At 47.3% G+C, this 26,272-nt stretch carries 31 protein-coding genes; 10 read left to right on the top strand and 21 right to left on the bottom strand.

Translation table 11 applies throughout. From position 1 onward, the window contains the following. Positions 1–581 precede the first annotated feature (581 nt). From QZZ54_RS06375 to merF, 3 genes are all read left to right on the top strand, one after another. Positions 582–977, top strand: a complete 396-nt coding sequence (locus QZZ54_RS06375) for a MerR family transcriptional regulator (RefSeq protein WP_290700435.1) — start codon at positions 582–584, stop codon at positions 975–977. A gap of 110 nt (positions 978–1,087) precedes the next feature. Continuing rightward, a complete protein-coding gene (locus QZZ54_RS06370) occupies positions 1,088–1,303 on the top strand; it encodes a GDCCVxC domain-containing (seleno)protein (protein WP_290700431.1) in 216 nt (71 codons plus the stop codon). A 19-nt stretch (positions 1,304–1,322) separates the two neighbouring features. Continuing rightward, positions 1,323–1,523, top strand: a complete 201-nt coding sequence (gene merF, locus QZZ54_RS06365) for a mercury resistance system transport protein MerF (protein ID WP_290700428.1) — start codon at positions 1,323–1,325, stop codon at positions 1,521–1,523. Positions 1,524–1,653: 130 nt separating this feature from the next. Here merF and QZZ54_RS06360 read toward each other — a convergent pair whose 3' ends face one another. The 10 genes from QZZ54_RS06360 to bioB all read right to left on the bottom strand — a co-directional run bounded on the left by QZZ54_RS06360 (position 1,654) and on the right by bioB (position 10,083). Beyond that, the gene (locus QZZ54_RS06360; RefSeq protein WP_290700425.1) at positions 1,654–3,168 is read right to left on the bottom strand and encodes an HD domain-containing phosphohydrolase; all 1,515 of its coding nucleotides are present in this window, start codon (positions 3,166–3,168) and stop codon (positions 1,654–1,656) included. 326 nt (positions 3,169–3,494) lie between these two features. After that, the gene (locus QZZ54_RS06355; RefSeq protein ID WP_290700422.1) at positions 3,495–3,740 is read right to left on the bottom strand and encodes a glutathione S-transferase family protein; all 246 of its coding nucleotides are present in this window, start codon (positions 3,738–3,740) and stop codon (positions 3,495–3,497) included. 35 nt (positions 3,741–3,775) lie between these two features. Then, positions 3,776–4,102 (bottom strand): glutathione S-transferase N-terminal domain-containing protein, encoded by a 327-nt coding sequence (locus QZZ54_RS06350; RefSeq protein WP_290700419.1) that lies wholly within the window; start codon positions 4,100–4,102, stop codon positions 3,776–3,778. A 169-nt stretch (positions 4,103–4,271) separates the two neighbouring features. Continuing rightward, positions 4,272–5,120 carry a putative metalloprotease CJM1_0395 family protein gene (locus QZZ54_RS06345; RefSeq protein WP_290700417.1) on the bottom strand — a complete coding sequence of 283 codons (849 nt, stop codon included), beginning with the start codon at positions 5,118–5,120 and terminating at the stop codon, positions 4,272–4,274. A 67-nt stretch (positions 5,121–5,187) separates the two neighbouring features. Continuing rightward, positions 5,188–5,433: a hypothetical protein gene (locus QZZ54_RS06340; RefSeq protein WP_290700415.1), complete on the bottom strand. Its 246-nt coding sequence runs from the start codon at positions 5,431–5,433 to the stop codon at positions 5,188–5,190. A 140-nt stretch (positions 5,434–5,573) separates the two neighbouring features. Further along, complete coding sequence (gene bioD, locus QZZ54_RS06335; protein ID WP_290700413.1) at positions 5,574–6,266, bottom strand: dethiobiotin synthase; 693 nt, start codon at positions 6,264–6,266, stop codon at positions 5,574–5,576. Next, complete coding sequence (bioC, locus tag QZZ54_RS06330; RefSeq protein WP_290700410.1) at positions 6,259–7,044, bottom strand: malonyl-ACP O-methyltransferase BioC; 786 nt, start codon at positions 7,042–7,044, stop codon at positions 6,259–6,261. The genes bioD and bioC overlap by 8 nt, the downstream gene beginning before the upstream one ends. Next, positions 7,044–7,805, bottom strand: coding sequence for an alpha/beta fold hydrolase (locus QZZ54_RS06325; protein ID WP_290700408.1), 762 nt, complete (start codon positions 7,803–7,805; stop codon positions 7,044–7,046). Before QZZ54_RS06325 ends, bioC begins: the two co-directional genes overlap by 1 nt. Further along, positions 7,805–8,986 (bottom strand): 8-amino-7-oxononanoate synthase, encoded by a 1,182-nt coding sequence (gene bioF / locus QZZ54_RS06320; protein ID WP_290700405.1) that lies wholly within the window; start codon positions 8,984–8,986, stop codon positions 7,805–7,807. Before bioF ends, QZZ54_RS06325 begins: the two co-directional genes overlap by 1 nt. A gap of 50 nt (positions 8,987–9,036) precedes the next feature. After that, on the bottom strand, positions 9,037–10,083 hold the full coding sequence (bioB, locus tag QZZ54_RS06315) for a biotin synthase BioB (protein ID WP_290700403.1): 1,047 nt from the start codon (positions 10,081–10,083) through the stop codon (positions 9,037–9,039). An 84-nt stretch (positions 10,084–10,167) separates the two neighbouring features. Between bioB and QZZ54_RS06310 the strand changes: the two genes are divergently transcribed. The 5 genes from QZZ54_RS06310 to bioA all read left to right on the top strand — a co-directional run bounded on the left by QZZ54_RS06310 (position 10,168) and on the right by bioA (position 16,247). Continuing rightward, a complete protein-coding gene (locus QZZ54_RS06310; RefSeq protein WP_290700400.1) occupies positions 10,168–10,896 on the top strand; it encodes a ComF family protein in 729 nt (242 codons plus the stop codon). 111 nt (positions 10,897–11,007) lie between these two features. Next, on the top strand, positions 11,008–12,738 hold the full coding sequence (locus tag QZZ54_RS06305; protein ID WP_290700397.1) for a Na/Pi cotransporter family protein: 1,731 nt from the start codon (positions 11,008–11,010) through the stop codon (positions 12,736–12,738). A 51-nt stretch (positions 12,739–12,789) separates the two neighbouring features. Continuing rightward, positions 12,790–13,506 carry a tRNA (N6-threonylcarbamoyladenosine(37)-N6)-methyltransferase TrmO gene (gene tsaA, locus QZZ54_RS06300; RefSeq protein ID WP_290700394.1) on the top strand — a complete coding sequence of 239 codons (717 nt, stop codon included), beginning with the start codon at positions 12,790–12,792 and terminating at the stop codon, positions 13,504–13,506. A 372-nt stretch (positions 13,507–13,878) separates the two neighbouring features. Next, positions 13,879–14,853: an SLAC1 anion channel family protein gene (locus tag QZZ54_RS06295; protein ID WP_290700391.1), complete on the top strand. Its 975-nt coding sequence runs from the start codon at positions 13,879–13,881 to the stop codon at positions 14,851–14,853. Positions 14,854–14,954: 101 nt separating this feature from the next. After that, positions 14,955–16,247, top strand: a complete 1,293-nt coding sequence (gene bioA, locus QZZ54_RS06290; RefSeq protein ID WP_290700388.1) for an adenosylmethionine--8-amino-7-oxononanoate transaminase — start codon at positions 14,955–14,957, stop codon at positions 16,245–16,247. A gap of 157 nt (positions 16,248–16,404) precedes the next feature. Here the strand turns inward: bioA and QZZ54_RS06285 are convergent, their stop codons facing one another. Continuing rightward, positions 16,405–16,716, bottom strand: coding sequence for an EthD family reductase (locus QZZ54_RS06285; protein WP_290700385.1), 312 nt, complete (start codon positions 16,714–16,716; stop codon positions 16,405–16,407). Between the two features lie 185 nt (positions 16,717–16,901). Continuing rightward, on the bottom strand, positions 16,902–17,546 hold the full coding sequence (locus QZZ54_RS06280) for a class I SAM-dependent methyltransferase (RefSeq protein WP_290700382.1): 645 nt from the start codon (positions 17,544–17,546) through the stop codon (positions 16,902–16,904). Positions 17,547–17,613: 67 nt separating this feature from the next. Here QZZ54_RS06280 and QZZ54_RS06275 point away from each other — a divergent pair, with 67 nt between their 5' ends. Next, positions 17,614–18,048 (top strand): thioesterase family protein, encoded by a 435-nt coding sequence (locus tag QZZ54_RS06275; protein WP_290700379.1) that lies wholly within the window; start codon positions 17,614–17,616, stop codon positions 18,046–18,048. A gap of 276 nt (positions 18,049–18,324) precedes the next feature. On the opposite strand, the gene dnaB is transcribed toward QZZ54_RS06275, so the two are convergent. The 6 genes from dnaB to QZZ54_RS06245 form a co-directional block, all read right to left on the bottom strand. Beyond that, entirely contained in the window at positions 18,325–19,707 is a 1,383-nt protein-coding gene (gene dnaB / locus QZZ54_RS06270) for a replicative DNA helicase (protein WP_290700376.1), read from the bottom strand. A 137-nt stretch (positions 19,708–19,844) separates the two neighbouring features. Beyond that, the gene (gene rplI / locus QZZ54_RS06265; protein ID WP_290700373.1) at positions 19,845–20,291 is read right to left on the bottom strand and encodes a 50S ribosomal protein L9; all 447 of its coding nucleotides are present in this window, start codon (positions 20,289–20,291) and stop codon (positions 19,845–19,847) included. Between the two features lie 106 nt (positions 20,292–20,397). Beyond that, the gene (gene rpsR / locus QZZ54_RS06260; protein WP_290700370.1) at positions 20,398–20,625 is read right to left on the bottom strand and encodes a 30S ribosomal protein S18; all 228 of its coding nucleotides are present in this window, start codon (positions 20,623–20,625) and stop codon (positions 20,398–20,400) included. Positions 20,626–20,657: 32 nt separating this feature from the next. Further along, a complete protein-coding gene (gene rpsF / locus QZZ54_RS06255; RefSeq protein WP_290700367.1) occupies positions 20,658–21,149 on the bottom strand; it encodes a 30S ribosomal protein S6 in 492 nt (163 codons plus the stop codon). A gap of 204 nt (positions 21,150–21,353) precedes the next feature. Continuing rightward, the gene (locus QZZ54_RS06250; protein WP_290700364.1) at positions 21,354–21,821 is read right to left on the bottom strand and encodes a hypothetical protein; all 468 of its coding nucleotides are present in this window, start codon (positions 21,819–21,821) and stop codon (positions 21,354–21,356) included. A 253-nt stretch (positions 21,822–22,074) separates the two neighbouring features. Next, positions 22,075–23,079 carry a helix-turn-helix domain-containing protein gene (locus tag QZZ54_RS06245; RefSeq protein WP_290700361.1) on the bottom strand — a complete coding sequence of 335 codons (1,005 nt, stop codon included), beginning with the start codon at positions 23,077–23,079 and terminating at the stop codon, positions 22,075–22,077. Between the two features lie 117 nt (positions 23,080–23,196). Here QZZ54_RS06245 and QZZ54_RS06240 point away from each other — a divergent pair, with 117 nt between their 5' ends. Continuing rightward, positions 23,197–23,763, top strand: a complete 567-nt coding sequence (locus QZZ54_RS06240) for a cysteine hydrolase family protein (RefSeq protein WP_290700358.1) — start codon at positions 23,197–23,199, stop codon at positions 23,761–23,763. A 226-nt stretch (positions 23,764–23,989) separates the two neighbouring features. On the opposite strand, the gene QZZ54_RS06235 is transcribed toward QZZ54_RS06240, so the two are convergent. Genes QZZ54_RS06235 through trpD form a run of 3 tightly spaced genes read right to left on the bottom strand, consistent with a single transcriptional unit; the run spans position 23,990 to position 26,268 of the window. Next, positions 23,990–24,397 (bottom strand): OsmC family protein, encoded by a 408-nt coding sequence (locus QZZ54_RS06235; RefSeq protein ID WP_290700355.1) that lies wholly within the window; start codon positions 24,395–24,397, stop codon positions 23,990–23,992. A 30-nt stretch (positions 24,398–24,427) separates the two neighbouring features. Beyond that, positions 24,428–25,243: an indole-3-glycerol phosphate synthase TrpC gene (gene trpC, locus QZZ54_RS06230; protein WP_290700353.1), complete on the bottom strand. Its 816-nt coding sequence runs from the start codon at positions 25,241–25,243 to the stop codon at positions 24,428–24,430. Then, positions 25,243–26,268, bottom strand: coding sequence for an anthranilate phosphoribosyltransferase (gene trpD, locus QZZ54_RS06225; RefSeq protein WP_290700351.1), 1,026 nt, complete (start codon positions 26,266–26,268; stop codon positions 25,243–25,245). The genes trpC and trpD overlap by 1 nt, the downstream gene beginning before the upstream one ends. Positions 26,269–26,272: the final 4 nt, after the last annotated feature.

Genomic DNA, 26,272 nt, shown 5'->3' with positions numbered 1-26,272 from the left:
ATTTTCTCCCCCTCTATCTCAGCAACAGGGATCTAGCCGGGTAGTTCTACGCAGCTCTTAAATAAAGAGATGAGAACCACTCTTATAGTCTATTGGGGAAAGTACAGCTGGCACAAAGTAGATATAGTTGACTGAGATAAGACATACATTTAATCGCGAGAAAATCCACAATCTGATTCTGTTTTCAAACCATCTCATCAAAGATAAAACCTTCAGCGAAGAAAGGGAAAGGGGCAGATCTTGCATTTTTCAGCCTTTCAAATTGGCCGGTTTATAATTGACCTAAGTAATCACTCATTTCTGCTCCAGCATTGGCTTCTATACGCCTTCATCATTTCTACATCCCTATCTTTGTACTTTTTATCACAACGGACACAATGCAAGACTGATCCTAGATTCTGCAGAAAGAGGCGGGCGTTGGGGACTAGAGAAAGAATAAGTGGCTAAAACGCCGCTTCTCGACTTGCTCGTTGTTAGAAAAAGCAAAACGGTTAAATAACGACCTAATTCTCTATAACGGCTAATCACGGTTATAGTTGGTAGTGAATCCACTACCAAACCACATGTGATATATGAAGCCAATGGCCAAATTTACAATCAGTGCCGCTGCAAGAGATGCGGGAGTCGGCGTTGAAACTATCAGGTACTATCAACGCATAGGACTCATACCTCAGCCTCCAAAACCAGCTATTGGCTATCGTTCATACACCCATGAAGACCTCCAGCAACTTAGATTTATTCAACGAGCAAAGCAACTTGGATTCAACCTTGCCGAAATTAAAACACTACTCTCTCTGGAAGAGATGAATTGTGATGAAACCAGACAACTGGCGTCCTGCAAGCTTGACGATGTAACGGGTAAGATCAAAGACCTTCAATCTATTGCAACAACCCTCGAAACACTTATTGCTTCCTGTGAAAGCAACAATGGCAATTCTACTTGCCCCATTATTGAAGCCATCTCTCGAGATAAGTAATTCTCACTTGATTCCGTACCATGGTACGGAGTTTATACTCATGTTTGTAGCTTGGGGCTTACCTACACCGCATCATCTAGTCGGTTAGATTCCCTTAGAGGAGAGTAGTCATGGGAAATATAATTTTAGAGTCAACTATCAACTGTCCGCAGTGTGATCACTCAAAAACTGAAATAATGCCAACCGATGCCTGCCAATGGTTCTATGAATGCGAAGGGTGCGGCGTTCTTCTTAAGCCGCTAAAGGGCGATTGCTGCGTTTATTGTTCTTATGGCACAACGCCATGCCCTCCAATACAGGAAGGAACAAGCTGCTGTTCAAAGTAAGCAGATAAGGAAAAACAGAATGCCTAAATCATTACTCAAGACCGGCGTCATCGGAACAGTTATTGCCGCCATTTGCTGCTTCACCCCCATTCTGGTGATTTTGCTCAGCGCAATAGGCTTGGCCTCGTTTGTTGGCTATCTCGATTATGTGCTTCTGCCCCTGCTTGGAATCTTTATCTGCATAGCGCTCTATGCGTTGATACAGCGATACAACAGTTAGCTGTTCATAGGACAAATCCTCTAACCACCAGCAGCCACAAAGATACGCTTAGCAGCAAGACAAAACCTTTCTTCCCGTCCTACCGAACCACAAGAAAGTCACGTTTTCGATGACGTTCGAGCTACGATAACTAACCCACCCCCTCTTCGTCTTTAAATTGCTGTTCAATCCCGATAAACACCTGTTCGCAGGCAACAAATGCGTCGACAACGCGAGAATCGAAGTGACTACCTGACCCCTCAAGAATAATGCTTTTCGCTTTTTCATGAGAAAATGCGGGCTTGTAGATTCGCTTACTCAGCAAAGCATCGTAGACATCAGCCAATGCCATCAGGCGGCCTGACAGTGGTATTTCATCGCCTTTGAGACCTCGGGGGTAACCAGAACCATCCCATTTCTCATGATGAGTCAGGGCTATTTCACGGGCAAAGCAGAGAAAGTAATTAGAACCCATCTGCCCTTCTGCCACTAACAACGCATCGGCACCCAACTGTGCATGGGTTTTCATTACCTCAAACTCTGCATCCGTCAGTTTTCCGGGCTTTAACAAAATACTGTCCGGTATACCAACCTTGCCAACATCGTGTAGCGGGGCTGATTTATACATCAGCTCAATGGTTTGACTCGTTAACTCAGAGACAAAGTCATGATGGTGGCTTAAATGCTCCGCCAGCACTTTCACATAACGCTGAGTCCTGAGGATATGAGCCCCGGTTTCATTGTCACGGGTTTCTGCCAGCGACGCCAAGGCAAGAATGGATACATCCCGGGTAGTAAGAAGTTCCTGCTGATATGCCTGCAGATGGCCGATCACCGCATTTGTCCCCTGAGCCATATGACCAAACTCATCCTGACTGGCGATAGGAACTCGAACCGATAGATCTCCTTGAGCGGCTGCTGTCAAAACCTGGGTTTCGTGGGTCAGATATATCTTCAGATTTTTTGTGTAGGACAAAATAATACGGATGCTGTATGCCAATATAACAAACATAACTACCAGTACTTCCAGCAAAATACTGTTACGAGCTGAATCTGCGCCCTTGTGAATGCCTTCGGTCAACAGCCAGTCCAAATCCTTGTTGACCACTAAAAAAAGAACCAACGCGGTGCTGACAATAATCGCAATGGCCATCATGTTAAATTTTTGAGCAAATGAGACAAAATGCTGACCTAACTCCAGATCATATCTTTTACGCACCAGCTCTTGAATCAACTGACGCTCTGCTGTTAAAGCCAGATCTACAGCCACAAAAAGACCCAACATCGCCATCCCGACCAGAACTTTTGCATTACTGTGCCAGAGGGAGTCATAGGCAATTAAATTGGTCACGACCAGACCAATACCCGCTGAGATAAAGAGACCGATATCCAACTTGAATTGCTGAACAATCCGACGTTCGTAAGGTAATTTCTGAAGCCTGACCAACAACAGCACCCGGAGTGGATAAGCCAAAGCTATGGGTGCGAAAAGAAGAAACGGTGACAAAGTTTCTAAAAGCGGACAAACCTGATCAGCGTAAATCGTAAAACCGATAGCTGCCAGAAAATAGTGGGCGAATGCTGCGAATCTATCACTTTTCCCCCCTATCTTCGTCGAGCCTTGAAACTGATTACCAAGACTCATCTGCACACTTTGATCCGTCATATGTCCCCTTATCACAGAGACCGATACGTCCTGTAGATAGATAATGTGATGAAGGCCTAAAGGTAAATACAGGCTTTCACCTTGGACCTTAACTTATTGGCCGTAAACTCTTATCTCAACGACCCTGTCACTAGCCTTGATAGCTAACTAGCAAGTTAGCATCTAAAAACACAGGAGTATCCTGAACCGCTACTCACTATGAGATGAAGAAGTCATTCAAACGGTATCAATAGTGACCTGGACAGCCAGTTCAGACAAAAAACAGACTGAATCCAAAACAAAAAAAGCCCTGATTTTATTCGAGCTACGAGCGACTAAGTTGCACTCTATTCATAATACGACTTTATCTTAGGATCATTCGCCACCCGCTCGAGATGGGTTAACAAGGCTGGAGCCATGTCCGGCACCAGTGACGCAGGAATATGATCCAACATACCGGAGCACAGCCACTGGGTGAAGACGAATACCTTCAGATCGGCAATAGTTAAACGGTTATCCGCGAAGTATTCACCGCCCTGCTTTGCCAAACGGGCATCCAGCCATTTGAGAATCTGAGTGATCGGCCCTGCCACTATCCGGTCACGGGCATTTTTTAACGCTTCGCCTTCTAAAAAAGAGTCCCGCCTAGTTTATGAGTAACATCTTCAATGGCGTCCATCACCTCATCGCACAATAGTGCCTGATAAGCATCTTCTGGATAGAGACAGGCCTGCTTAGCGAAATAGCGCCCCAGGGCGTTACATTGGGTAATTTGCTCTCCCTCCAGCTCAACAACAGGGACCTGGCCGAACGGAGTCCCCTTACGCACCTCAGCAAATTCATTGAACGAGAAACGGTCATCCTCGAAATCCTGCCCCATGCAGTGTAAAACCAGCCGAATAGGCTCTCCGCGCCCGCCATTCATATCAAAATAGGTAACTTTAATTTTGGTCATGGAAATTTCCTGTTTAGCGACGAATAGGCTCTACCGCAGCTCTTAAACAGAGAGTTAAGAACCATTCTTATCGTCTATTGGGGAAAGTACAACTGGAACAAAGTAGATATAGTTGACTGAGATAAGACGTTAATTTAATCACGAGAAAATTCACAATCTGATTCTGTTTTCAAACCGTCTCATCAAAGATAAAACCTTCAGCGAAGAGTTTCTTAAACACCCCGGCATCGATCAGTTTCTGATTGATCTCAGCAAATTTTTCATTCACCGCCTCCAGCTGCTGACTGAAGTCCTGGAGCTTTTCAGCCTGTGAGTCATTCTCTTCCTGCTGGTCTTTTATCCTGCTCTGCAATTCTTCAGATCGACGAGTCTCACGAAGCTGATCGGCCTCTCTTTGGGTCCCGGCGTTTTCATCCGATTCTCGACTCTGTTGCGCCAGCTCTGCGCGGGCTTCGGATGCCATCACTGCCGCGCGGGCAGCGATCGCCCGATCCTGTGGCGAAGGGTCTGCCACCGCCAGAGCTGCTCTGAGAATAACTTCAGCTTTTTCTAACGTTGCTTCCGGGTCGTTAGGTATGGGGGAGGTATCGATGCTGACCTCTCCACCCACGGCATACAATCTACCATCAGGTCCTCGTTCGTACTCAAAAGAAGGGGCTCCAGCATACTGGCCACCTGCAGCAGCGTGACTAAGTTCATGCTGGCGCACTTCCTGATCACGAGCAGCCAGTTCACGTATCAGCTGCTGCTCTTCACTCTGAGGGTTTGTTTCGGATGACTTTCTCGACTCACTACGCTGATCGCGGCTGAGCTGTTGTTCTTCTGTGTAGGGGTCTATTGATGCGCCAGCACCGGAGGGTGAAACCGGTTTTATCACTGGAGAAGCCTGGAGTATTTCAGAAGAGGATAGTGAAGAAGGTAATACCGTGCCTGATACCGCGGGCTGGTTCCGGCCAGCAGTATTAAGTGACTCATTTGTATTCAGAGTAAGCGCATTGGCAGTTATCTGTAACTGCATCACTCTCACCTCCTGTACGCTACTTCCGACTCCTTACCTGGAAATAGTAGTCTGATAAAGCCGTACCCTAAGCACGAATATCAATTAGTGTACCTAAAGTCTCATCCACAGACTGCACCACTTTAGTGGATGCCGCAACGGCATTCTTTTCAACGGCGAGCTCACCTAAGGCCTGATTCAGGTCTTTACCGGTGCCTTCTTCAGGTGTATCAGTTTTACCTGCTCCGGCGATATCAGACGCCGCTTTCTGTACACCATCGAGTCCCCGATTGATGCCCAAAACACCTGTATTTAATGCTGATGTAACATTCATAAAACACACCTGCTACTTACATGATTGCCTGTTTCTTTTCTTAAACTGACCTAAATTTCAGGTCACAGACACTCAACAATATGAACTTAGAGACAAAACTTATTAGGGACTATTATAGCGCAATCTGCAAAACAGTTCATTTATTGACCACTAAGTAGCGACTCCAAATCAATGTATTTGGCCACATTTACAGCAGAACAGTCCTCAATATGGGGAATTTCAGCCAATAACGGTGCTGAAAGCATAGACTTGAGGGTTTCTAGGTTCTCGTTATAGCAACTCATTTGAGGTTCTGCCCGGTTGGCCACCCATCCAGCTAATCGCAAACCGTCTTTTACAATCGCTTCGACCGTCAGCAATGTATGACTGATACATCCCAGTTTCATTCCCACCACAAGAATAACCGGAGTCCGCAACATTTTTGGCAGATCTGCCAGCGTCTGACGACTATTCAGTGGAACACGCCACCCACCGGCTCCTTCAATTATCATAAAGTCAGCCGATTGCATCATCACCCCCCGACATAGCGCAGCCATCCGATCAGCATCCAGTCGACGACCAACTTGAGTTGCCGCAATATGAGGCGCAATAGCAGGCTCTAGTGCGATCGGATTAACCTGCTCATAGGGCAACGAGATCGACGACGTTTGCTGCAACAACAAGGCATCGCTATTACGCAGACCATCCGGCGTCTGCTCACAACCCGCTGCAATCGGTTTGTGAGCAATGGTTGATAAGCCGCGCTGATTTGCTGCTTCCAGTAACCCTGCTGATACAACCGTTTTACCCACATCAGTATCAGTGCCTGCAACGAAAAAGGTACGCTTAGCCATTTATATAGTCACCATAAAAAACTTGATAGGTTGCAGGTAGCTTCCCCTCTGCCCCTCGAAATTGTTCGTAAGCCTGTTTAAAAGCAGAGATCCGCGCTTTACCAGTCAATCCATTCTGTCGTCCGGCACTGATATTATGCGCACCTATCCCTTTCAATTCAGTCGTCAGTTCACGCAACTGATCGTAAAGCAGTACCTCACGCCCCTCTCTCAGGCTAACTTCTTGCAGGTGCTCAGTCGCCTGCGCCTGAAGGGTTTCAAAGCTGATAAAACGATTAACATGCTGAAACTTATCCACCGCTGACCAGGCATCTCGCAATTCAAACAGCGTTTCAGGGCCCAGGGTACTGAACAAGAAACGCCCTCCGGGCTTAAGCACCCGGGCAACCTCACTGAACAGAGAAGGCAGATTCTCACACCACTGAATAGCCAAACTAGAGAAGATCAAATCAACGGAGCTATCTGCCAGAGGAATATTTTCTGCATCACCGCAAAGCCATAAAGTATTAGCCGTGGCACGGGTCTGCCTGGCGTACTCCAGCATTCCCTGGGCCAGGTCGAAACAGATCAATTGCTCTGGCCGCAGTTGCTCTATCAGCAAAGGCGCAAAATAACCGGTGCCACACCCAAGATCCATCACTACTGGAGCGGATCTTTGATCCAGACTTTCCAATAGATTATGGCCAATTCTACGCTGTAGTTGAGCAACGCTGTCATAACTCACCGCCGCCCGACTAAAGGATTCAGCAATCTGCGGTTTAAGAAACTGAGCACTCATCAATACTGTATCCGGATTTTATCAGCGAGCACCGTAGGCTCAGAAAGAAACCCTACATGGGACTGACCTGCCAACAACTGAACCTGTGCCGTTGGCTGAAGCTGATTCAGTGCATCAGCCATTGCTGCGGGCGCCAGAGTATCCAGTTCACAGAGAAGGTGGAGACTAGTCGCTTGAGAATTCCGATATAGATCCCGATAGTCACCGCGTAGTAACGACAAACTGTCGATTAACCCCTGAGTTGTTGGATCAACTTCAGAGATTATTTTTTTCAAAATCTTAAGATCTGATCGGGCGACCGCACTGCCTTTCACCTGAAGCATATTAAAGCGTTGCAGAGTTTTAGCAGGAAAGCCTGCCAAATCATTTTCAAACTGACGGTAAATCGTTTCATCCATACCGTACGACCAATCGCTGCGTTCAACAAAGCAAGGACTACTGCCTAACGTAATCAGCCCTGAGACTCTCTCAGGGTAATGTTGAGCAAATGCCATGGCGATGATGCCACCAAGAGACCAACCCAGCCAGAGCGCAGACTCAGGCGCCGCTTCCACCAGCGATCGGATGACAGCATCGAGGTCATAAGGCTGGGGTAAAAAATTAGCGCTCTGCCCCAGGCCCGGCAGATCGATGAGTGTAATTCGGTAGTCCGCTTCAAGCTCGGGTATCAACGTTTGCCAGATGCCACTGTGCATACCCCAACCATGAATAAGCACCAGCGGCTTTCCCTCGGGATTGCCATGTTGTTCAGAGTACAGCATCAGACGCTCTCACCCCCCAACACCTCAGTCATCACTACCGACAATGCATCTAGCAGACGGTCCAGCTGTTCATCGGTATGGGTAGCGCTGAGCGTTACCCGCAAACGGGCAGCCCCCTGGGGTACCGTTGGCGGTCTTATTGCGCCGATAAAAATCCCTTTTGCTTCAAGCGCAGCACTGATAGCCATCGCCCGATCAGCCTCACCCACCATAATCGGTTGAATGGGTGTCGGTGAATCCATTAATGGCAGACCCAACTGCTCACAGCCGTTTCTGAAACGTACAATCAGATGATTTAGTTTTTCCCGGCGCCATTCGTCCTGCTGCACCAGCTTCAGGCTGGCTCGGGTGGCTTCGGCAATGGCCGGTGACATACTGGTGGTATAGATGTAGGTGCGAGCATGCTGCACCAGAGTTTCAATCAGCTCTTCAGAACCGGCAACAAAAGCACCCGAAGTACCAAAGGCCTTACCCAGGGTACCCATTAAGACTTGAACCTGGTCGCTACCAAGACTGAAATGATCTACCGTGCCTCGGCCCTGCTTACCGATACAACCTAAACCGTGGGCATCATCAACCATCACCCAGGCATTATGATCAGCGGCAGTTTTACAGATCGCTGGCAGTTCAGCCAGGTCACCATCCATACTGAAAACGCCATCACAGACGACTAATTTTCGACGGGCTTCGGTGCGTTGTAAGCGAGAGGTGAGATTGTCTGAATCGTTATGTAGAAAGCGCTGAAAACGGGCCCCACTGAGTAAACCTGCATCCAGCAGGGAAGCATGATTAACTCTGTCCTGAAATACCGCATCGCGCTTATCTATCAGCGCGTTAATTGCGCCTATATTAGCCATATAGCCGGTTGAAAATAGCAGCGCCCGTGGACGTCCGGTAAACTCCGCCAACTCCTCCTCCAACGCATGGTGAGCCTGACTATGGCCATTCACCAGATGCGAGGCACCACCGCCGACACCATAGAGGTCAGCGCCGTTTTTCAAAGCGGCAATAACATCAGGGTGGTTTGCCAACCCCAGATAGTCATTAGAACAGAATGCCAGACAGGCCTTGCCGTCAACAATCACTTCTGGCGATTGCGGGCTTTGCAATATACGTCGCTGACGATACAGAGACTGCTCTTTACGCGCCTGTAATTCAGCGCCCAGCTGATCAAAAGACATGGTCAGGTCCTTTAATGGGCCATCAGTGACAGCCCGGCGGGTAAGATGAATCAGACTTCGTAAAAAACAGTGCTGTCTTTCTGCTTTTGCAGATCACTGAAAATCGCCTGTTCCTGTGTTTCATCAGCGTCAGAGATACGCTGCTCAGGATTAATACCCAAACGCTTAAACAGCTGAAGATCACGATGGGTTTCAGGGTTCGGCGTCGTCAACAAACACTCGCCATAAAAAATTGAGTTCGCGCCGGCCAAAAAGGTTAGCGCCTGCATCTCATCACTCATGCTTTCACGACCAGCAGATAAGCGTACGTGGGATTGAGGCATCATAATCCGGGCAACAGCAATATTGCGGACGAACTCAAGATGATCCAGATCCTCCACGTTTTCCATCGGCGTTCCTGCTACTTTTACCAACATGTTGATCGGTACACTTTCCGGCTGTTTCGGCATATTAGCCAACTGTTGCAACAAGCCGATGCGATCGGTAGCAGTTTCACCCATGCCCAGAATGCCGCCGGAGCAAATCTTCATACCAGATTCACGTACATGGTGCAGAGTATCTAGGCGGTCCTGGTAGGTACGGGTGGTGATTATATTTCCGTAGAACTCTGGCGAGGTATCAAGATTGTGGTTGTAATAATCAAGCCCGGCCTCAGATAGCTGATCCGCTTTACCCTCATCCAACATGCCCAGTGTCATACAGGTTTCTAATCCCAACGCTTTGACACCTTTGACCATCTCGATCACATAGGGCATATCTTTATCGGCCGGATGCTTCCAGGCAGCGCCCATGCAGAAACGGGTAGACCCGGTCTCTTTGGCTTTTTTAGCCTTCTCCATGACGGCATCAACCTGCATCAGCCGCTCTTTCTCAAGACCGGTATTGTAGTGACCGCTCTGAGGGCAGTATTTACAATCTTCCGGGCAAGCACCAGTTTTGATCGACAACAACGTACTAACCTGTACTTCATTCGGATTGAAAAACTGGCGATGTACAACCTGCGCCTGAAATAACAGATCATTAAATGGCAGATCAAATAACGCCTGCACTTCCTGTTCTGTCCAGTCGTGTTTGGTCTCAGTCTGGTTTTGTTGCATCGCCGCGTCTATCCTGTGTTAGTGCCGAAAGATAAGGATTTTCTAAAGGCCTAATTTTAATACGACAGAAGGATCTGTCAACCAATGATTACACAATTGAAAAACAACTGGTTATTATTTAATCAATCTAGCCAATGTATTCTCTGTGAACTGAACCCTGCTAACGCAACACAGCTCTGTCATTCCTGCCTTACAGACCTCCCTTGGATAAGCCACGCCTGCCTACGCTGCGGCATTCCTTTAAATACTCGTGATCCATCCCCGCTAATGTGCCCCTCTTGCCAGAAAAAACCACCCCCATTTGAACAAGCGATTGCTCCATTTGAATATCGCTTCCCTATCGACCAACTGATCCAGCTGGCAAAGTTTAGCAATCAGTCACATTACCTTAATCCCTTAGCAGAACTTCTCTGCTCACACATTTTGAGTCTTGAGATAGCCACTCAGATGCCCGAATTGATTATCCCAGTGCCGATGCACCGAAAGCGTTTGTTGGAACGACAATATAATCAGGCCGCTCTTTTGGGACGCCAAGTGGCCAAAAAACTGCACATCCCCTTTGATACAAAGCTGGTGATTAAAACCTCGGACACCCCCCATCAGGCAGACCTGGATCGCAAAGCCCGACAAAAAAACCTGCGCAACAGTTTCCAATGCTCTCAGAAACCACCCTCATCTGTTGCAGTTATCGATGATGTGATGACAACCGGCACTACAGCAGCAGAAATAAGCAGAGCATTGAAACACGCTGGATGTCAGAAAGTTTATATATGGACTATCGCTCATACCGCAAAACAGTTGCATTTACGTTGATTTGCCGCTTTTATTACTATTGAATCAGAAACTTAAGCCTGAGCCCTTGCAACCGCAAGCTTAAGTAATAAGAATAAAAAACGCCCCCGCAACGCTTTCTGAGGAGTACGCATGGACCTGAGCAACATCGGCAACCTTATCGGAGGCTTAGGCCTATTCCTGCTTGGCATGCAACTGATGACCAATGGCTTAAAACGAGCTGCCGGCCAAACCCTGCGAAAAGCACTGGAAGCCGCCACCAAATCACGTCTGCGAGGGCTCATATCCGGTACTGCTATTACGGCTTTGGTTCAGTCTTCCAGTGCCGTCACCGTCGCGACTATCGGTTTCGTGAATGCCGGCCTGCTTAATCTCGGACAGTCAGTAGCCGTTATCTATGGTTGTAACATCGGCACCACAATGACCGGCTGGCTAGTCGCCACTATCGGTTTTAAATTTAAGATCAGCGCCTTTGCTTTACCGATGATAGGACTCGGAGTTGTGATGAGCCTGGTCGGCGGTGAAAAACGCTATGCTCATCTGGGTACCAGTCTGACTGGTTTCGGTTTGTTCTTTATCGGCCTGTCATTTCTCAAAGGCACCTTTACCGGGCTGGAAAACAGCATTCCTTTTGAAGCGATTGGTGCCACCGGTTATGGTCTGGCGCTATTCGTCCTAGCCGGTTTTATGATGACGGTATTAATCCAGTCATCCAGTGCCGCCATGGCGATTACCTTGTCGATGGCCGCTACCGGGGCCATCCCCTTGGCTGCCGCAGGTGCACTGGTCATTGGCGCCAACCTTGGCACCACCTCTACCGCCGCGCTATCGGTTATCGGGGCAACCTCTAATGCAAAACGGATCGCCTGCGCCCATGTGTTTTTCAATTTAATTACCGGCACAGTAGGGCTACTCCTTCTGCTCGGCTTGAGTGGCATCATTAATAATTCAGATCTGGCCCAGAGCTTTGACCTGGTTATTCTGTTAGCGCTGTTTCATACCCTGTTCAACGGCGTTGGCGTATTGATAATGTGGCCCTTAACCACACCGATGGTTGCGTTTCTGAATACCCGATTCCGCCGTGGTGACGAAGACCAGGCTAAAGCCCGCTACCTGGACAAGAATATTCTTGAGACTCCGCCGCTGGCTATTGACGCCATGACACGAGAGCTAGGGCGGGTAAGCCGGATGACATCGACACTGGCCAAGCAAGCAATAAGCGCAGAAGTATCAGACAGCGCTCCTATCAAGGCACAGGCGATCACCATCAACAAACTGATCGTAGAGATCGGCAAGTTCAATCAGAAACTGGCACAACAACAACTCAGCGAAGAAAGCTCCCAAATTCTACCTAGCGCCATGCGAGTAGCCCGCTACTTTAATGAGATGGCCCGACTCTCCAGCCTGATTGTGGAATACAGCGAACGCTTTGATCAGATCAATGACAGCAGCACTCAGAAAGACATCTACGAACTGAAAAAAATAACCAATAAGATGCTAGACGCCGCCGTTGTTGAAGACGAACTATACGCATCGTCCTCTGAAACACGTGAGGTATTGCATAAATTAGAAAATAAATACCAGAAAATCAAACAGCATGTACTGGATGCCATGATCGCCGGACGCCTCAGTCCTGATGAGGGAACAAACCTACTTGATTCACTCAGCCATATTCACCGACTGGGTGAACAGGCGGAAAAAAGCTCCCGTTACTGGAGTAGTTTAAGTCCAGTAGAACATCGTTCACCTGTCGTCGAACGGCACGAGAGTCAGAAACACAAACAAGAGCAAGAGACCCCTGAAGATAAGCCAGAGGAGAAACAAACTGAGAAGTCACCTGATGTGCCACTGGCAGTTAATTAAAACAAGGGGCAGAATGACCTGCTCAATTTCCACAGTTACCGGGTTTAAATGATGTCCTCCAGTATAACGTTTGAACCAATAGCGGTTATCCACAGCGGATATAAAGAAAAGTTTGGCATTCCCCGACAACCGGGTCTGGCGAACTCAATGACCGCCACCATTGAGCTACTCCCCCCCTACAACAGCCTTGATGCCGTTAGAGGTCTGGAACAATGTAGCCATATCTGGCTACTGTTTATATTCAGTGCCTGTGTCGGCAAAGGCTGGTCACCGTTGGTACGACCACCCCGTCTCGGAGGAAATGATAAGTTAGGCGTACTGGCATCCCGCTCACCTTTCCGGCCAAATCCCATCGGCCTATCACCGGTAAAGCTCGAAAGAATACGTTCGGAAGGCTCCCGAATCTTACTGGATATAAAAGGTGCAGACCTGTTGGATCAAACTCCAATTATCGACATTAAGCCCTACCTCCCCTACGCAGATATTATTCCCGAAGCAGAATTCAGCCTGGCCAGCTCCATAGAACCCCTAGACCTACCGGTCAATTTCAGTCCCGCTGCAGAACAACAATTAGCCGAACACAGCAGACGCCTGAATCAACCATTGAAACAACAGATCAGTGAAGTATTACTCTGTGACCCCCGCCCCGCCTACCATAAGAACAAACCTGAGAAGCGGGAATATGGCATTCGCTTACACGACCTGAATATCCGCTGGGACGTTAGCGATACCTCGGTACAAGTAAGCCTGATAGAGATAGATTCTTAAAAACCATACGCAAACGTTAGACAAAAAAAAGCAGCGCTAAGCGCTGCCAAAGAGGGTACTGAATATCAGTACTAGAGAGCCTTGCAGTTAAACCTTTACTTAAATCGCCGTTCTTCAATAATGCTTTACCCCTTTCAGCCACAGGAAACGTTCTCGCTATTCCCTAGTCGGGCTTCTCCGTTGAAGTTGTGACCACTATAAGATTACTATCTGAAATTAAGCTGAAAGGATGAATAAAATTTCATTAGATTTTAATTTACGAATAACTTACTATATTAGAATTATCTAATTAATATGGAAAATAGATAATTCTGCCGACGTTTCTAATAGCGTATTATTTAGACTTAATTGTATTCACCGAGATTAAACTTCATGAACAAGCTGTCTGATCAAACCTCAGCTTTAAAGCTGGAATACTTCCCTATCACCTTTTTTTCAATGATTATGGGGATGACCGGGTTGACGCTTGTCTGGGAAAAAGCAGTCAGTGTTTTTGATGCCCCTCCCATCATCGGTCATATACTACTGACACTAACAGCCTGCCTTTTTTTGATTCTGGTGTTGCTCTACCTTCTGAAAATAATGCTAAAAACCCCCGCAGCATTAGAAGAATTTCAGCACCCTATTAAACTCAGTTTCTTTCCCACTTTCAGCATCAGTTTGATTTTGCTAAGCGTCGCTACTCTGGGAATTTCAAAACAGCTATCCCTCTTTATCTGGGCCAGCGGTAGTGCACTGCATCTGCTGTTTACCATCTACGTTCTGAACCAATGGATCTATCACCCAAAATTTCAGATAGCGCATATGACTCCTGCCTGGTTCATTCCGGTTGTCGGTAATATTCTTGTGCCAATCGCTGGCGTTGAGCACGGCTATACCGAGGTTAGCTGGTTCTTTTTCTCAATTGGCCTGATCTACTGGATTGTGTTAAAAACGCTGGTACTGAACCGGATGATTTTTCACGACCCACTGCCCGGCAAATTACTACCAACACTGTTTATCCTGATTGCTCCTCCTGCGGCCGGCTTTCTCTCCTACATGAAGCTCAACGGTGAACTGGATAACTTTGCCCGGGTTCTGTTTTATGCGGCGATGTTTTTGATAATACTTCTACTAAGCCAACTGCCGAGGTTCTCCCGGATCAAGTTCTTTATGTCCTGGTGGGCCTACTCATTCCCGCTGGCAGCTTCTGCAGTTGCCGCTCAGGTAATGTATACATCTCTGGGGCAACCCTTTTTCTATTACCTGGCAATGGCCCTGGTAGGCCTGTCCAGCGCTGTTATCTCTCTATTACTCTCTCGTACGCTGCTAGCCGTCATACGCAATGAAATCTGTCAGCCAGAGTAAATAGCTTTAGCTGATTTGCTTTCTTACTAAAACCGGGCTGTAATAACCCGGTTTTTTTATTCAGTGCATTTTTACAACGGCATTATTTACGGGGCATTAGTATGAGCATTTCCAGCGAACAGGTCCGCTTTGACCAGCAGCATATCTGGCATCCATACTCTTCAATGATTAACCCACCCGCTGCTTATCCAGTGGTCTCAGCCGAAGGGGTACGCCTAACGCTGGAAGATGGCACTGAACTGATCGACGGCATGGCGTCCTGGTGGTCAGTAATCCACGGTTACAACAACCCCGCCCTGAATGCAGCAGCACATGCGCAGATAGATAAAGTCTCTCATCTGATGTTTGGTGGCCTGACCCATCAACCAGCAATCGATCTATGCCAACAACTAGTCGATATGACCGCCGAGCCACTGCAGAAGGTTTTCCTGGCAGATTCCGGCTCTGTTGCTGTTGAAGTCGCTTTAAAAATGGCGATTCAATACTGGCACGCCAAAGGCAAACCTGAAAAGCATAAATTACTCACCATCCGTAACGGCTATCATGGTGACACCTTCGGTGCGATGTCAGTCTGTGATCCGATAACAGGCATGCATGAGATATTTAGCGGAGTCCTGCCGCAACAGTTTTTTGCCCCTGCGCCTCAAGTCAAATTTGACCAACCCTGGGATGAAAATGATTGCGCTGAACTTGAACAGCTAATTATTGAACACCATAGCGAAATCGCCGCACTCATATTGGAACCAATAGTCCAGGGCGCTGGCGGGATGCGCTTTTACCACCCTCAATACCTGAAAAAAGCCCGCGTACTCTGTGATCAATATAACCTGTTACTCATTGCTGACGAGATAGCCACCGGCTTTGGCCGCAGCGGCAAATTATTTGCCTGTGACCACGCAGGCATCACCCCCGACATACTCTGCTTGGGTAAGGCGATCACTGGTGGCTATATGACTCTGGCAGCCACAATGACTACCACGGAGATTGGTGAAACAATCTCCGCTGGCGGTGCAGGGTGCTTTATGCACGGCCCAACCTTTATGGGTAATCCCCTTGCCTGTGCGGTTGCCAATGCCAGCTTGAAGCTACTGCGGGAATCCGATTGGCAAAGTAATATTGCCCGTATTGAACGGCAACTAAAGCAAGGACTGGCTGCCTGCGCAGAATTGGATTCAGTGGCAGAGGTTCGCTGCCTCGGTGCTATCGGCGTTGTCGAGATGAATGAACCTGTGGTTACCGCAGATATCCAACCCCTGTTTGTTGAGCGGGGTATCTGGATACGTCCATTTGGCAAACTGGTCTACGTTATGCCACCGTACGTCATGTCCGATGAGGATTTGCAGACACTAACGACTGGAATGTTTGACGTTATTCGGGAATATGCGAATAAATAGCTCGTGGCTCAGAATTATCAGCCCCTGCAAAACCAACACAACAACTTTCTTACAAACTACTTAACTCAAAAAGCCTTCCATACAAAATATAGAAGGCTTTTATCGAGCTACGGGCTAGTCACGTTATTTGTGACAGTCGAGCTACGAGCAACGGGTCTTAAAGCTTTATTTCACTGATCTGAATAACTGGCTGAGCGTCAGTGAAGTTAGGCAGGTCTGACAATATCTGCTTAGCGTTAGGACCAAATGCTTTCTGGAAAGCCTCAACTGACTCATACGTCATATGCCCCATGGCAACGAAAGCAGGCGCTTCGCCAGGTGCTCCTCCTGCCATACCATAATCTACAGCACTATCTTTTAGTGCATCACCTAACAACTCTGCAACCATCGGCATATGCGTATTACAGTAATAATCAATATCGAATTTAACATCTGAAGAATTCGGGTACATTACACTTACTTTAATCATCTTTTATCCTTGTTCTTACTAATAATCACTAAACGAATTCAGAAATCGACAACAATCTAGCTCATCGCTTTTTACTTCAAAACAGATATAAAGCTCTCGTTTCTTTTTCAAGCGCCACAGAAAATTGTTCGGTAACCATAGCTTAACCAGCTCTGACTCACCACTAACAAGCAATGCTATCGCCTTTAGTGGCTGCTGTTAACCGCAACCCCTGTAACTAGTTGCCGAACCAACACCGGAAAAGACAGATGCTCATAGCGCTGATGCTCCAGAAGTTCAAACCCCGCCTGTTGGATATACTCTGCCGTTTCTCGATTTAGCTGACAGCCTCCTGCACAACGATGCCAGTATGGATTGAGACGATGTTGCCACCGCTGTACTTTCTCACTGTCTGCTAACACATGCTCAAAAAACAATAGACTACCGCCAGGCTTTAATACCCGCCCTATCTCAGATAATACCTGCTTGGGGTCTGGTACTGAACAAAGCACCAGAAAGCAGACAACAGTATCGCAGCTGTTATCTGACAGAGGGATCGCCATCGCGTCAGCCACTAGCAGTTCAATTTTATCTTGCTGCTCTGTTGAGAGACCCCTTAATACTTTCCTGGCTTTGGCTACAACACCGGTATCGGGCTCTAGCGCCAATAACTTAGTAACCTGTTTCTGGTAACAGGAAAAGCTGGTACCCGTGCCCGCACCTACTTCAAGTACCACACCCTGGGCACGGGCAAGTAGTTGATCCCGTTCCGGCGCAACAACCTTCGATACCCGGTCCAGGAGCCAGGGGAATAGCCAGCGATAATACGGATTTATTCTGCGTAGACTCATCTCTGTGCATCCACTATTATTGTCATACAACAATGCAAATTTCTTTTATTTTTCAGGAGCTTTACCTATGGCACGTATCAAAATTGACATGCCCGACAATTATAGCTTCAGCACTGAAATGCCGGTGCGCATTAGCGATATTAACTACGGCGGACACCTTGGTAACGATGCCGTTCTGGCCATGGTACATGAAGCCAGAGTACGTTTTCTTAATTCATACAATTATGGTGAGCTGGATATCGAAGGTGCCGGTATTATTATGACCGATTCGGCAATCGTCTATAAAGCAGAAGGCTTTCATGCCGACATGGTGCAGATCGATATTGCTGTTGGTGATTTTAATAAATACGGTTGCGATATTTACTACCTGTTAAGCAACAAAAAGACCGCAGTCGAGATCGCCCATGCCAAAACCGGCATCATATTCTTCGACTACAACGAACGTAAAGTCATTCCAGTACCCGAAGAGTTTCGCAACCGAATTGTAAAAATTGCTGAATAACTGCACATTAATCATACAACTCACTTCCTCAACCGATTGAAATATAGTCAGAAAAAAAGCACTGAATGGTTTTTAACCCATTAGCTTAAAGCCCCGTAGCATGGGCTTTAATAGCGGTTATCCCAGAGTTACACACAGCTTTGTAGCACTATTTCTGTTTATAACTAAGAGCCAAAGTTAATGTGTATAAAGCATCTCCCGTTGACTCTACTTAAATGCAAAAAAACCGCCAAAATGGCGGTTTTTTTTTGCAGGGGATCTCAAGTAAATCCCTGCTTATTCATACTCCTGATACGCCATAGGTGCCAGATTTTCAAACTTGGTAAACTGGCCAATAAATGCCAAGCGGTTACTACCGATTGGGCCGTTACGCTGCTTACCAATAATAATCTCGGCAATACCTTTATCCGGAGAGTCTTCGTTATACACCTCATCCCTATAGATAAACATAATCACGTCGGCATCCTGCTCTATCGCACCTGATTCTCGCAAGTCCGAGTTAACCGGACGCTTATTCGGCCGCTGCTCCAGGGCACGGTTAAGCTGTGACAGCGCGATTACCGGACACTTCAATTCCTTTGCCAGGGCTTTCAGGGAGCGTGAGATCTCAGAGATCTCGGCGGTACGGCCTTCACTATTGCCTCCTTTAAGCTGCATCAGCTGAAGGTAGTCGACCATGATCATGGCAATATCACCATGTTCGCGCACTATACGACGGGCCCGGTTACGCATCTCTGTCGGGCTTATACCCGCCGTATCATCAATAAACAGCGGTTTATCCCGGAGCATATTCACGGCAGTCGTTAGGCGTGGCCAATCATCTTCTTCCAACTTTCCCGAACGAACTTTTGTCTGGTTTATCCGGCCCAGGGAGGAAAGCATACGCGTTACCAGCTGATCGGCTGGCATCTCAAGACTAAACACTAATACCGGCTTATCCTGTGCCATCAAGGCATTCTCAACCAGGTTCATCGCGAAGGTGGTTTTACCCATCGATGGACGCGCTGCAACGATTATTAGGTCGGAAGGCTGCATGCCTCCGGTAGCCTTATCTAGTTCATCAAAGCCGGTGGTGACACCCGTCAGCGCGCCTTCGGAGTTAAACAGCTCATCGATCTTATCCACCGCCATTTTAAGCAGTGGATTAACGGCGATTGGGCCACCCTCATTGGGACGATCCTCAGCAATCTGGAAGATTTTCTGTTCCGCCTCACTGAGAATATCCTCACTAGGACGCCCTTCTGGCATAAAGGCACTATCAGCAATTTCATTGGCGACCTGAATCATCCGCCGCAGCATCGCACGATCCCGTACGATCTCTGAATAAGCTCGAATATTCGATGCACTTGGTGTGTTACGGGCCAGCTCGACCAGATAATCCAACCCACCCGCTGCATCAAGGTTACCCGTGCGGTCCAGCTCTTCCGAAATAGTGACCACATCGACCGGCTGCATATTAGCAACTAGCTTCTCGATAATTCTATAGATCAGTCTGTGATCATGGCGGTAGAACTGATCCTCCAGCACGATCTCTGAAACAGTATCCCAGGCATTATTATCCAGCATCAATCCACCGAGCACTGACTGCTCAGCTTCTTGTGAATGGGGCGGGACTTTTACACCCTCCATATCTGCTGAATCGGGATCCAGATAATCCATAAAACCTTACCTCGACAAAAACGGGGAGCCGTTGATAAACTCAACAGGCCTAAAAACGAAAAAAGCACTGCGCAGTATAATACTACGCAGTGCTTCTTAACTCACCTGATCTGATTAAATCAAATCAAAAGTAATGCTTAGTCGCCAACTACAATGATGCCGACGTGAGCAGTTACTTCAGGGTGTAGCTGGATAGCAACTTCGAACTCACCAGTGTGACGCAAAGCGCCTTCTGGAAGACGAATTTCACTCTTAGTCACTTCGATGCCTGCTGCAGTAATCGCATCAGCGATATCAACAGTACCGATAGAACCGAACAACTTACCTTCGTCACCAGCTTTAGCAACGATAGACAGTTCGATTTCATTCAGCTGGTCAGCACGAGCCTGAGCAGTGCCCAGTTTTTCAGAAGCAGCAGCTTCTAACTCAGTACGACGTGCTTCAAACGTTTCTAGGTTACCAGCGTTAGCAGGAACAGCTTTACCGAAAGGGATCAGGTAATTACGACCATAACCACGCTTAACGGAAACCTTGTCACCCAGGCTACCCAGTTTGCCAATTTTCTCGAGCAGAATAACTTCCATCTCGCAAACCTCTATATTTACTCTTGCCCACTGATGTCTGACACCGATGGGCTGAAACTTGTTTAATCACCTGCACACTCAAAAAAGCGTAACAGGTTAACCGTAATTACTGGTGGCTGTCAGTGTATGGCAGCAGCGCGACATAACGTGCACGCTTGATAGCAGTTGCCAGCTGACGCTGGTAACGAGCTTTAGTACCAGTGATACGGCTAGGAACGATTTTACCAGTTTCACTAACGTAACCTTTCAGGGTATCCAGATCTTTGTAATCGATCTCAGTAACACCTTCAGCGGTAAAACGGCAGAATTTTCTACGACGGAAAAAACGAGCCATGGTATATCTCCTCTAAATAAATGTTAGACCGATTACTCGGCAGCAGCTTCTTTAGCAGCAGGCGCTTCAGCAACTGGTGCTTCTACAGCTGGAGTTTCTACAGCTGGTGCTTCAGCAACGGGTGCTTCTGCAGCTGGAGTTTCAGCAACTGGCGCAGCTGGCTTTTCAGAACGATCATCGCGACGTGGACGACGCTCTTCACGGCCTTCGGCAGCTTTAATAGGAGATACATCTGTAACTGCATCTTTGCGACGTACAACCATGTTACGGATAACCGCATCGTTGTAACGGAAGATGTTAGTTAGCTCGTCAAGAGTTTCCTGAGCACATTCAACGTTCATCAGAACGTAGTGAGCTTTATGGATCTTGTTAATTGGGTAAGCCAGATGACGACGACCCCAATCTTCCAGACGATGAATTTGACCTTCAGATTCTTCAATCAGCTTGGTATAACGCTCGACCATAGCTGGAACCTGTTCACTCTGATTCGGATGAACCAGAAAAACGATTTCGTAATGACGCATTCTTGCTCCTTACGGTTTATACAGCCTTCAGCCGAATCGAAAAACGGTAGAAAGCAAGGAGTTAAAGTTAGTTTCCTCAGTGGCTTAGCCAAAGGGAGGCAGAATTATACGCGAATAATCGTAAAACACAAATCTGATAGAGGGTATCAGGCCAAGAGAAAGAACATTCAAGACAGGCGTTGACCCTATTCTACTTTGAACGCTCTATTTTACCGTCTGACTCATCTTGGCACAGAACAGTTTCCGGCTATGTTTATCCGGATCTTTGCGAATCGAAGCCCAACAACTATTAGTATCTTTGAAGGAAGTAAACTTATGGCTCTTACGCAGATCAATCAGATAAACCTGTTTATAGAAATCGTGATCATTCCAATGACTGACCTTCAAGTCAGTTTCAAGACAAGTATATCGAGGCACTATATTCACCCCTTTACGTTCAATCTGAATGTAATGGCGGAAGTAATTTTTACCCCGCTCATTGCCTCGTATCTGAAAACGGACAAAATCCTGACACTGTTCCAGAGTGGTAACTCGTTTATCCTCCAGAAGCACGGCCTTAGTTACGGGTGTGCCTTTATAAGTAAAACCACCCAACAAATAGATCCGAGACTGATCCGCAAGTAACGGCTGAGCGACAAACAGCACCCCTATTAACATCCATTTGCGAAACATTGTCATCCTCCTGAGAAACAGCCCAGCTGCTTTAAGAAAAAGATTATATACAAAAACACTAATATAGACACAAAGTATTTTCTCTGCCCTCTATAGAGTAATAAGGCCAATGGATTCAATAGATTAACGAAAACCTAAGAGCCGTACTCCGCTATTAGGGAAGCTTAATCACTAACTGTTGTAAAAAAACACCTCCTTATGGGACCTCTTAAATCTCACACTAACGAAATACACCGCTGAGGCATGATTAACATCATTTTACTGAGCTAAATCGCCCCCGAAATTCCCGTGGCGTCAGACCGACAATCTTAATAAACACTTTTCTGAAAGCACTGACATCGTCATAGCCTACATTAAGCGAAATCACCTCGATGCTATCCGATGACCCCTCTAAAGCCTCACACGCTTTACTAATCCGTAGATTCTGCATGTACTCCTTGGGCTTGTATCCGGTCGCCTGAACAAAGCGACGAAGAAAAGTACGTTCAGTTAAATAGCTATCAGTTGCGAGCTGTTTCACCGTAACCGAAGTATGACTATAGCTTTGCAGATAGTGCTGACTCTTAAGTATCGCTTTATCACCATGATCAAATGGGGGAATAAAACAGCGATAGTAGCGTTGCTGACGAGGTGCCGTATCAACCACTAACCGCTTTCCTAACAACCTCATCAATGCAGGACTGCCAAACTGTGCAACCAGTTCTAAGCCCATATCCAGCCAGGCCATCAGACCACCCGCGGTAATCAGATCACCATCATTAATCAGTATTTTATTCTCATCCACCAGCACCTCAGGAAAGTTATTAGCCAGACGCTCAGCCAGTATCCAGTGTGTCGTTGCCGGGCGCTGATTTAACAGACCTGTCTGCGCCAGAATAAAGGCTCCGGCACAAACAGAACAAAGGATAGAACCTGATGCATGCATTACTTTAAGCCAAGGGGTAATCAGATGCTGTTCATCGGTGTAGAAACTACCGGTGATACATGGAGGTATAATAATCACCTGTGGAATACGATCAAACTGACTATCAGCGCGACATTCTAGATCAGTGCCACTTAACTCAGAATCGCTTAACTCGGAATCGCTTAACTCGGAATCGCTTAACTCGGAATTTTCTAACACCTTTATATTAAAAGACAGCTCCACCTGCTGCTCCTGGCTTAAACGACTGGCCAGATCAAATAGCTCCCGCAGCCCTTCTACCGCCGATTTCATAGCCCCTGGATACTGCAAAATTACAACATTAATACTTTTCATAGAGCTCACAAAAGCTGTCAGTTATTGCCTGAAATATGTCAAATACGACTCCAGTATAAAACCAAGAGTCGATAGATAATAGCCATACCAACAGACATTGACCCAAGAGTAATAGATATGACTCAAACACAATCACACACAGCTCTGCTGTTAATCGACTTTCAGAACGACTATTTTCCAAACGGCAAGTGGGAGCTGGAGAACATTCAACTCGCTGCAGAAAGCGGAGCCAAATTACTCTCCGCCTTTCGTGAACTGAGCATGCCTATCGTACACGTTCGCCATGAGTTTAAATCAGCTGACGCACCGTTCTTTCTCCCAGGATCTGTAGGAGCAGAAATCCACACCAGCGTTGCAGCCCAGGGCAATGAAGCCGTCGTTTTAAAACATTCTGCTAACAGCTTTAAAGAGACAAACCTGAAAGAGATGCTAGATGCGCTAAAGGTAGAAAACCTGATTATCGCCGGAGCGATGAGTCATATGTGTATTGATGCTGGCGTTCGTGCGGCTGCAGATCTGGGTTACAACGTAACCGTTGCTCAGGATGCTTGCGCCACCCGCTCGCAGGAGTTTAATGGTGTAACGGTACCCGCCGAACAAGTACACGCCTCATTTATGGCTGCACTGGCGTTTGCATATGCCCGGGTTGAAGATACAGAAGTTCTGTTGGATGAAATAAAATAATTCGTGGCTCGTGGCTCGTGGCTCGTGGCTCGTGGCTCGTGGCTCGTGGCTCGTGGCTCGTGGCTCGTGGCTCAGAATTCTCAGCCCCTGCACAACCAACACAACAACTTTCTTACAAACTACTTAACTCAAAAAGCCTTCTATACCTAGTATAGAAGGCTTTTATCGAGCGACGAGCAAGTCACGTTCTTTGTGACGTTCGAACAACGAGCTACGGCCGCAATTCTTACTCGACCTCAACGATCTCAAAGCTATGGGTAATCTCTACACCACCTTTTTCCAGCATTAGAGAAGCAGAACAGTACTGCTCAGCAGAGAGCTTCACTGCACGTTCTACTTTCTTCTCGTTCAGGCCTCTGCCTGAAACAATAAACTTGACGTGAATCTTAGTAAAAACCGCCGGTACAGCATCGGCCCGCTCTGCATCAATTTCAGCAACGCAATCAACCACGTCTTGACGGGTTTTCTTCAGAATACCTATCACGTCGTAAGAGGTGCAGCCACCCAAGCCTAACAGCAACAACTCCATCGGACGAGGGCCTTGCTTCAGCTCACCATCAAGGGTGATATCAAAACCGGAACCGGTCGTTCCTTTGAAACGAACATCGCCGTCCCATTTTACTTTTGCTTGCATAGTCTCTGTATCTTCTTAATTGAAACTTTATTATTTAAATAGCTCAGCTAATTTGGCACCCGGATCTTCAGCCCGCATAAAGGTTTCACCCACCAAAAAACTATCAACATTGTGTTCACGCATCGCAATAACATCTTCGCGACCCAAAATACCACTTTCAGTAATAACAATACGATCTTCGGGAACCATATCCAACAGATCAAAAGTATGACTCAGTGACAGTTCGAAGCTGTGCAGATCACGGTTATTAATACCAACCAAGCGATTACCCAGCGGCAAAGAACGCTCTAGCTCAGCCTTATTATGAACTTCGATCAGTACATCCATACCCAACTCAATTGCCAGCGCATTGAGATCAGCCATCTGCTGGTCGCCGAGTGCAGCCACAATCAACAAGATACAATCAGCACCGATAGCACGAGCTTCATACACCTGATAAGGATCAACAATAAAATCTTTACGTATAACCGGCAAAGAACAGGCGGCTCGAGCTTCCATTAGATAAGCCTCACTCCCCTGAAAGTAATCCGCATCGGTCAGCACCGACAAACAGCTAGCACCGCCTGCTTCGTATGACTGGGCAATATCTGCCGGAATAAAAGAATCTCGAATCACCCCTTTAGACGGGCTGGCTTTCTTTGCCTCAGCAATAATCGCTGAACGACCTTCAGCCAAAGCCTTAGCCATACTCACGACAAAACCACGAGGGTCTGTAGCACCGCCCTGCTGTTCAGCAATCTGTGTTTTAAGATCATCGATACTTACTTTTGCCTGACGCTCGGCAACTTCTTCGTGCTTGCGGGCAATTATTTTCTTCAGAATAGTCGGGGTATCAGGATTGTTCATTATTCGCCCTTAAAAGCTTGAGTAAAGTCTGCCAGTTGCTTCATTTTGGCAGCCGCTGCGCCACTCAGTATTGTTTCTTTCGCTTTGGCCACACCGGCCTTCAGATCTTCAGCCAGATCAGCGGCATAAAGTGCTGCACCCGCATTCAGTGCAATCATATCGACCGCTTTCATGTTATCACCGGCAAAAGCCGCTTCAATCAGAGCCCGACTCTCAGCAGAGCTACTAACCTGCAGACCATCTAGCGATTGCACTTCCAGCCCAGCGTCGACAGCATTAATTGTGTATTCGCTGATCGCACCATCTTTCAGTTCAGCAACATAGCTATCCGTCGCCAGACTTAACTCATCCAAGCCATCACAGGCATGCACCACCAGCGCGTGTTTGGCACCCAATGCCAACAAGGCTTCAGCCATTGGAAGGCAAAGGGACTTATCAAAAACACCCAGAAGATAGTGCTTAGCAGAAGCAGGATTAGTCAGCGGACCCAGAATATTAAACAGAGTGCGCAGGCCCATCTCTTTACGCGGGCCAATCGCATACTTCATCGCACTGTGGTGTTGCGGCGCAAACATGAAGCCGACACCCACTTCATCAATACAGCGGCCCACCTGTTCAGGCGTAATAGCCAGGTTAACACCCGCCGCCTCAAGCAAATCTGCCGCGCCAGAGCTGGAAGATACTGAACGATTACCATGCTTTGCAACGTTGCCCCCCGCCGCCGCTACGACAAAAGAAGACGCACTGGAAACGTTAAACAGGTTAGAGTCATCGCCACCGGTACCAACAATATCTACCGCATTTTCAGCTTTAACACTGACAGGGATCGCCAGCGCACGCATACCTTCCGCCGCACCGGTAATTTCAGCGACAGCTTCACCTTTCATCCGCAGGGCGATCAGTAATCCACCGATCTGCGCATCGGTCGCATTTCCCGTCATGATCTGATTCATTACGGCTTTCATCTGTTCTGCCGTCAGATCCTGACGATCAACGATTATCGTCAGCGCTTGTTGAATATCCATCGCG

Source organism: Amphritea sp. (assembly GCF_016744155.1).
In the GTDB taxonomy this organism is placed as follows: domain Bacteria; phylum Pseudomonadota; class Gammaproteobacteria; order Pseudomonadales; family Balneatricaceae; genus Amphritea.
The sequence above is the reverse complement of the archived record's forward strand: the minus strand, read 5'-3'. Positions and strand labels throughout refer to the sequence as shown.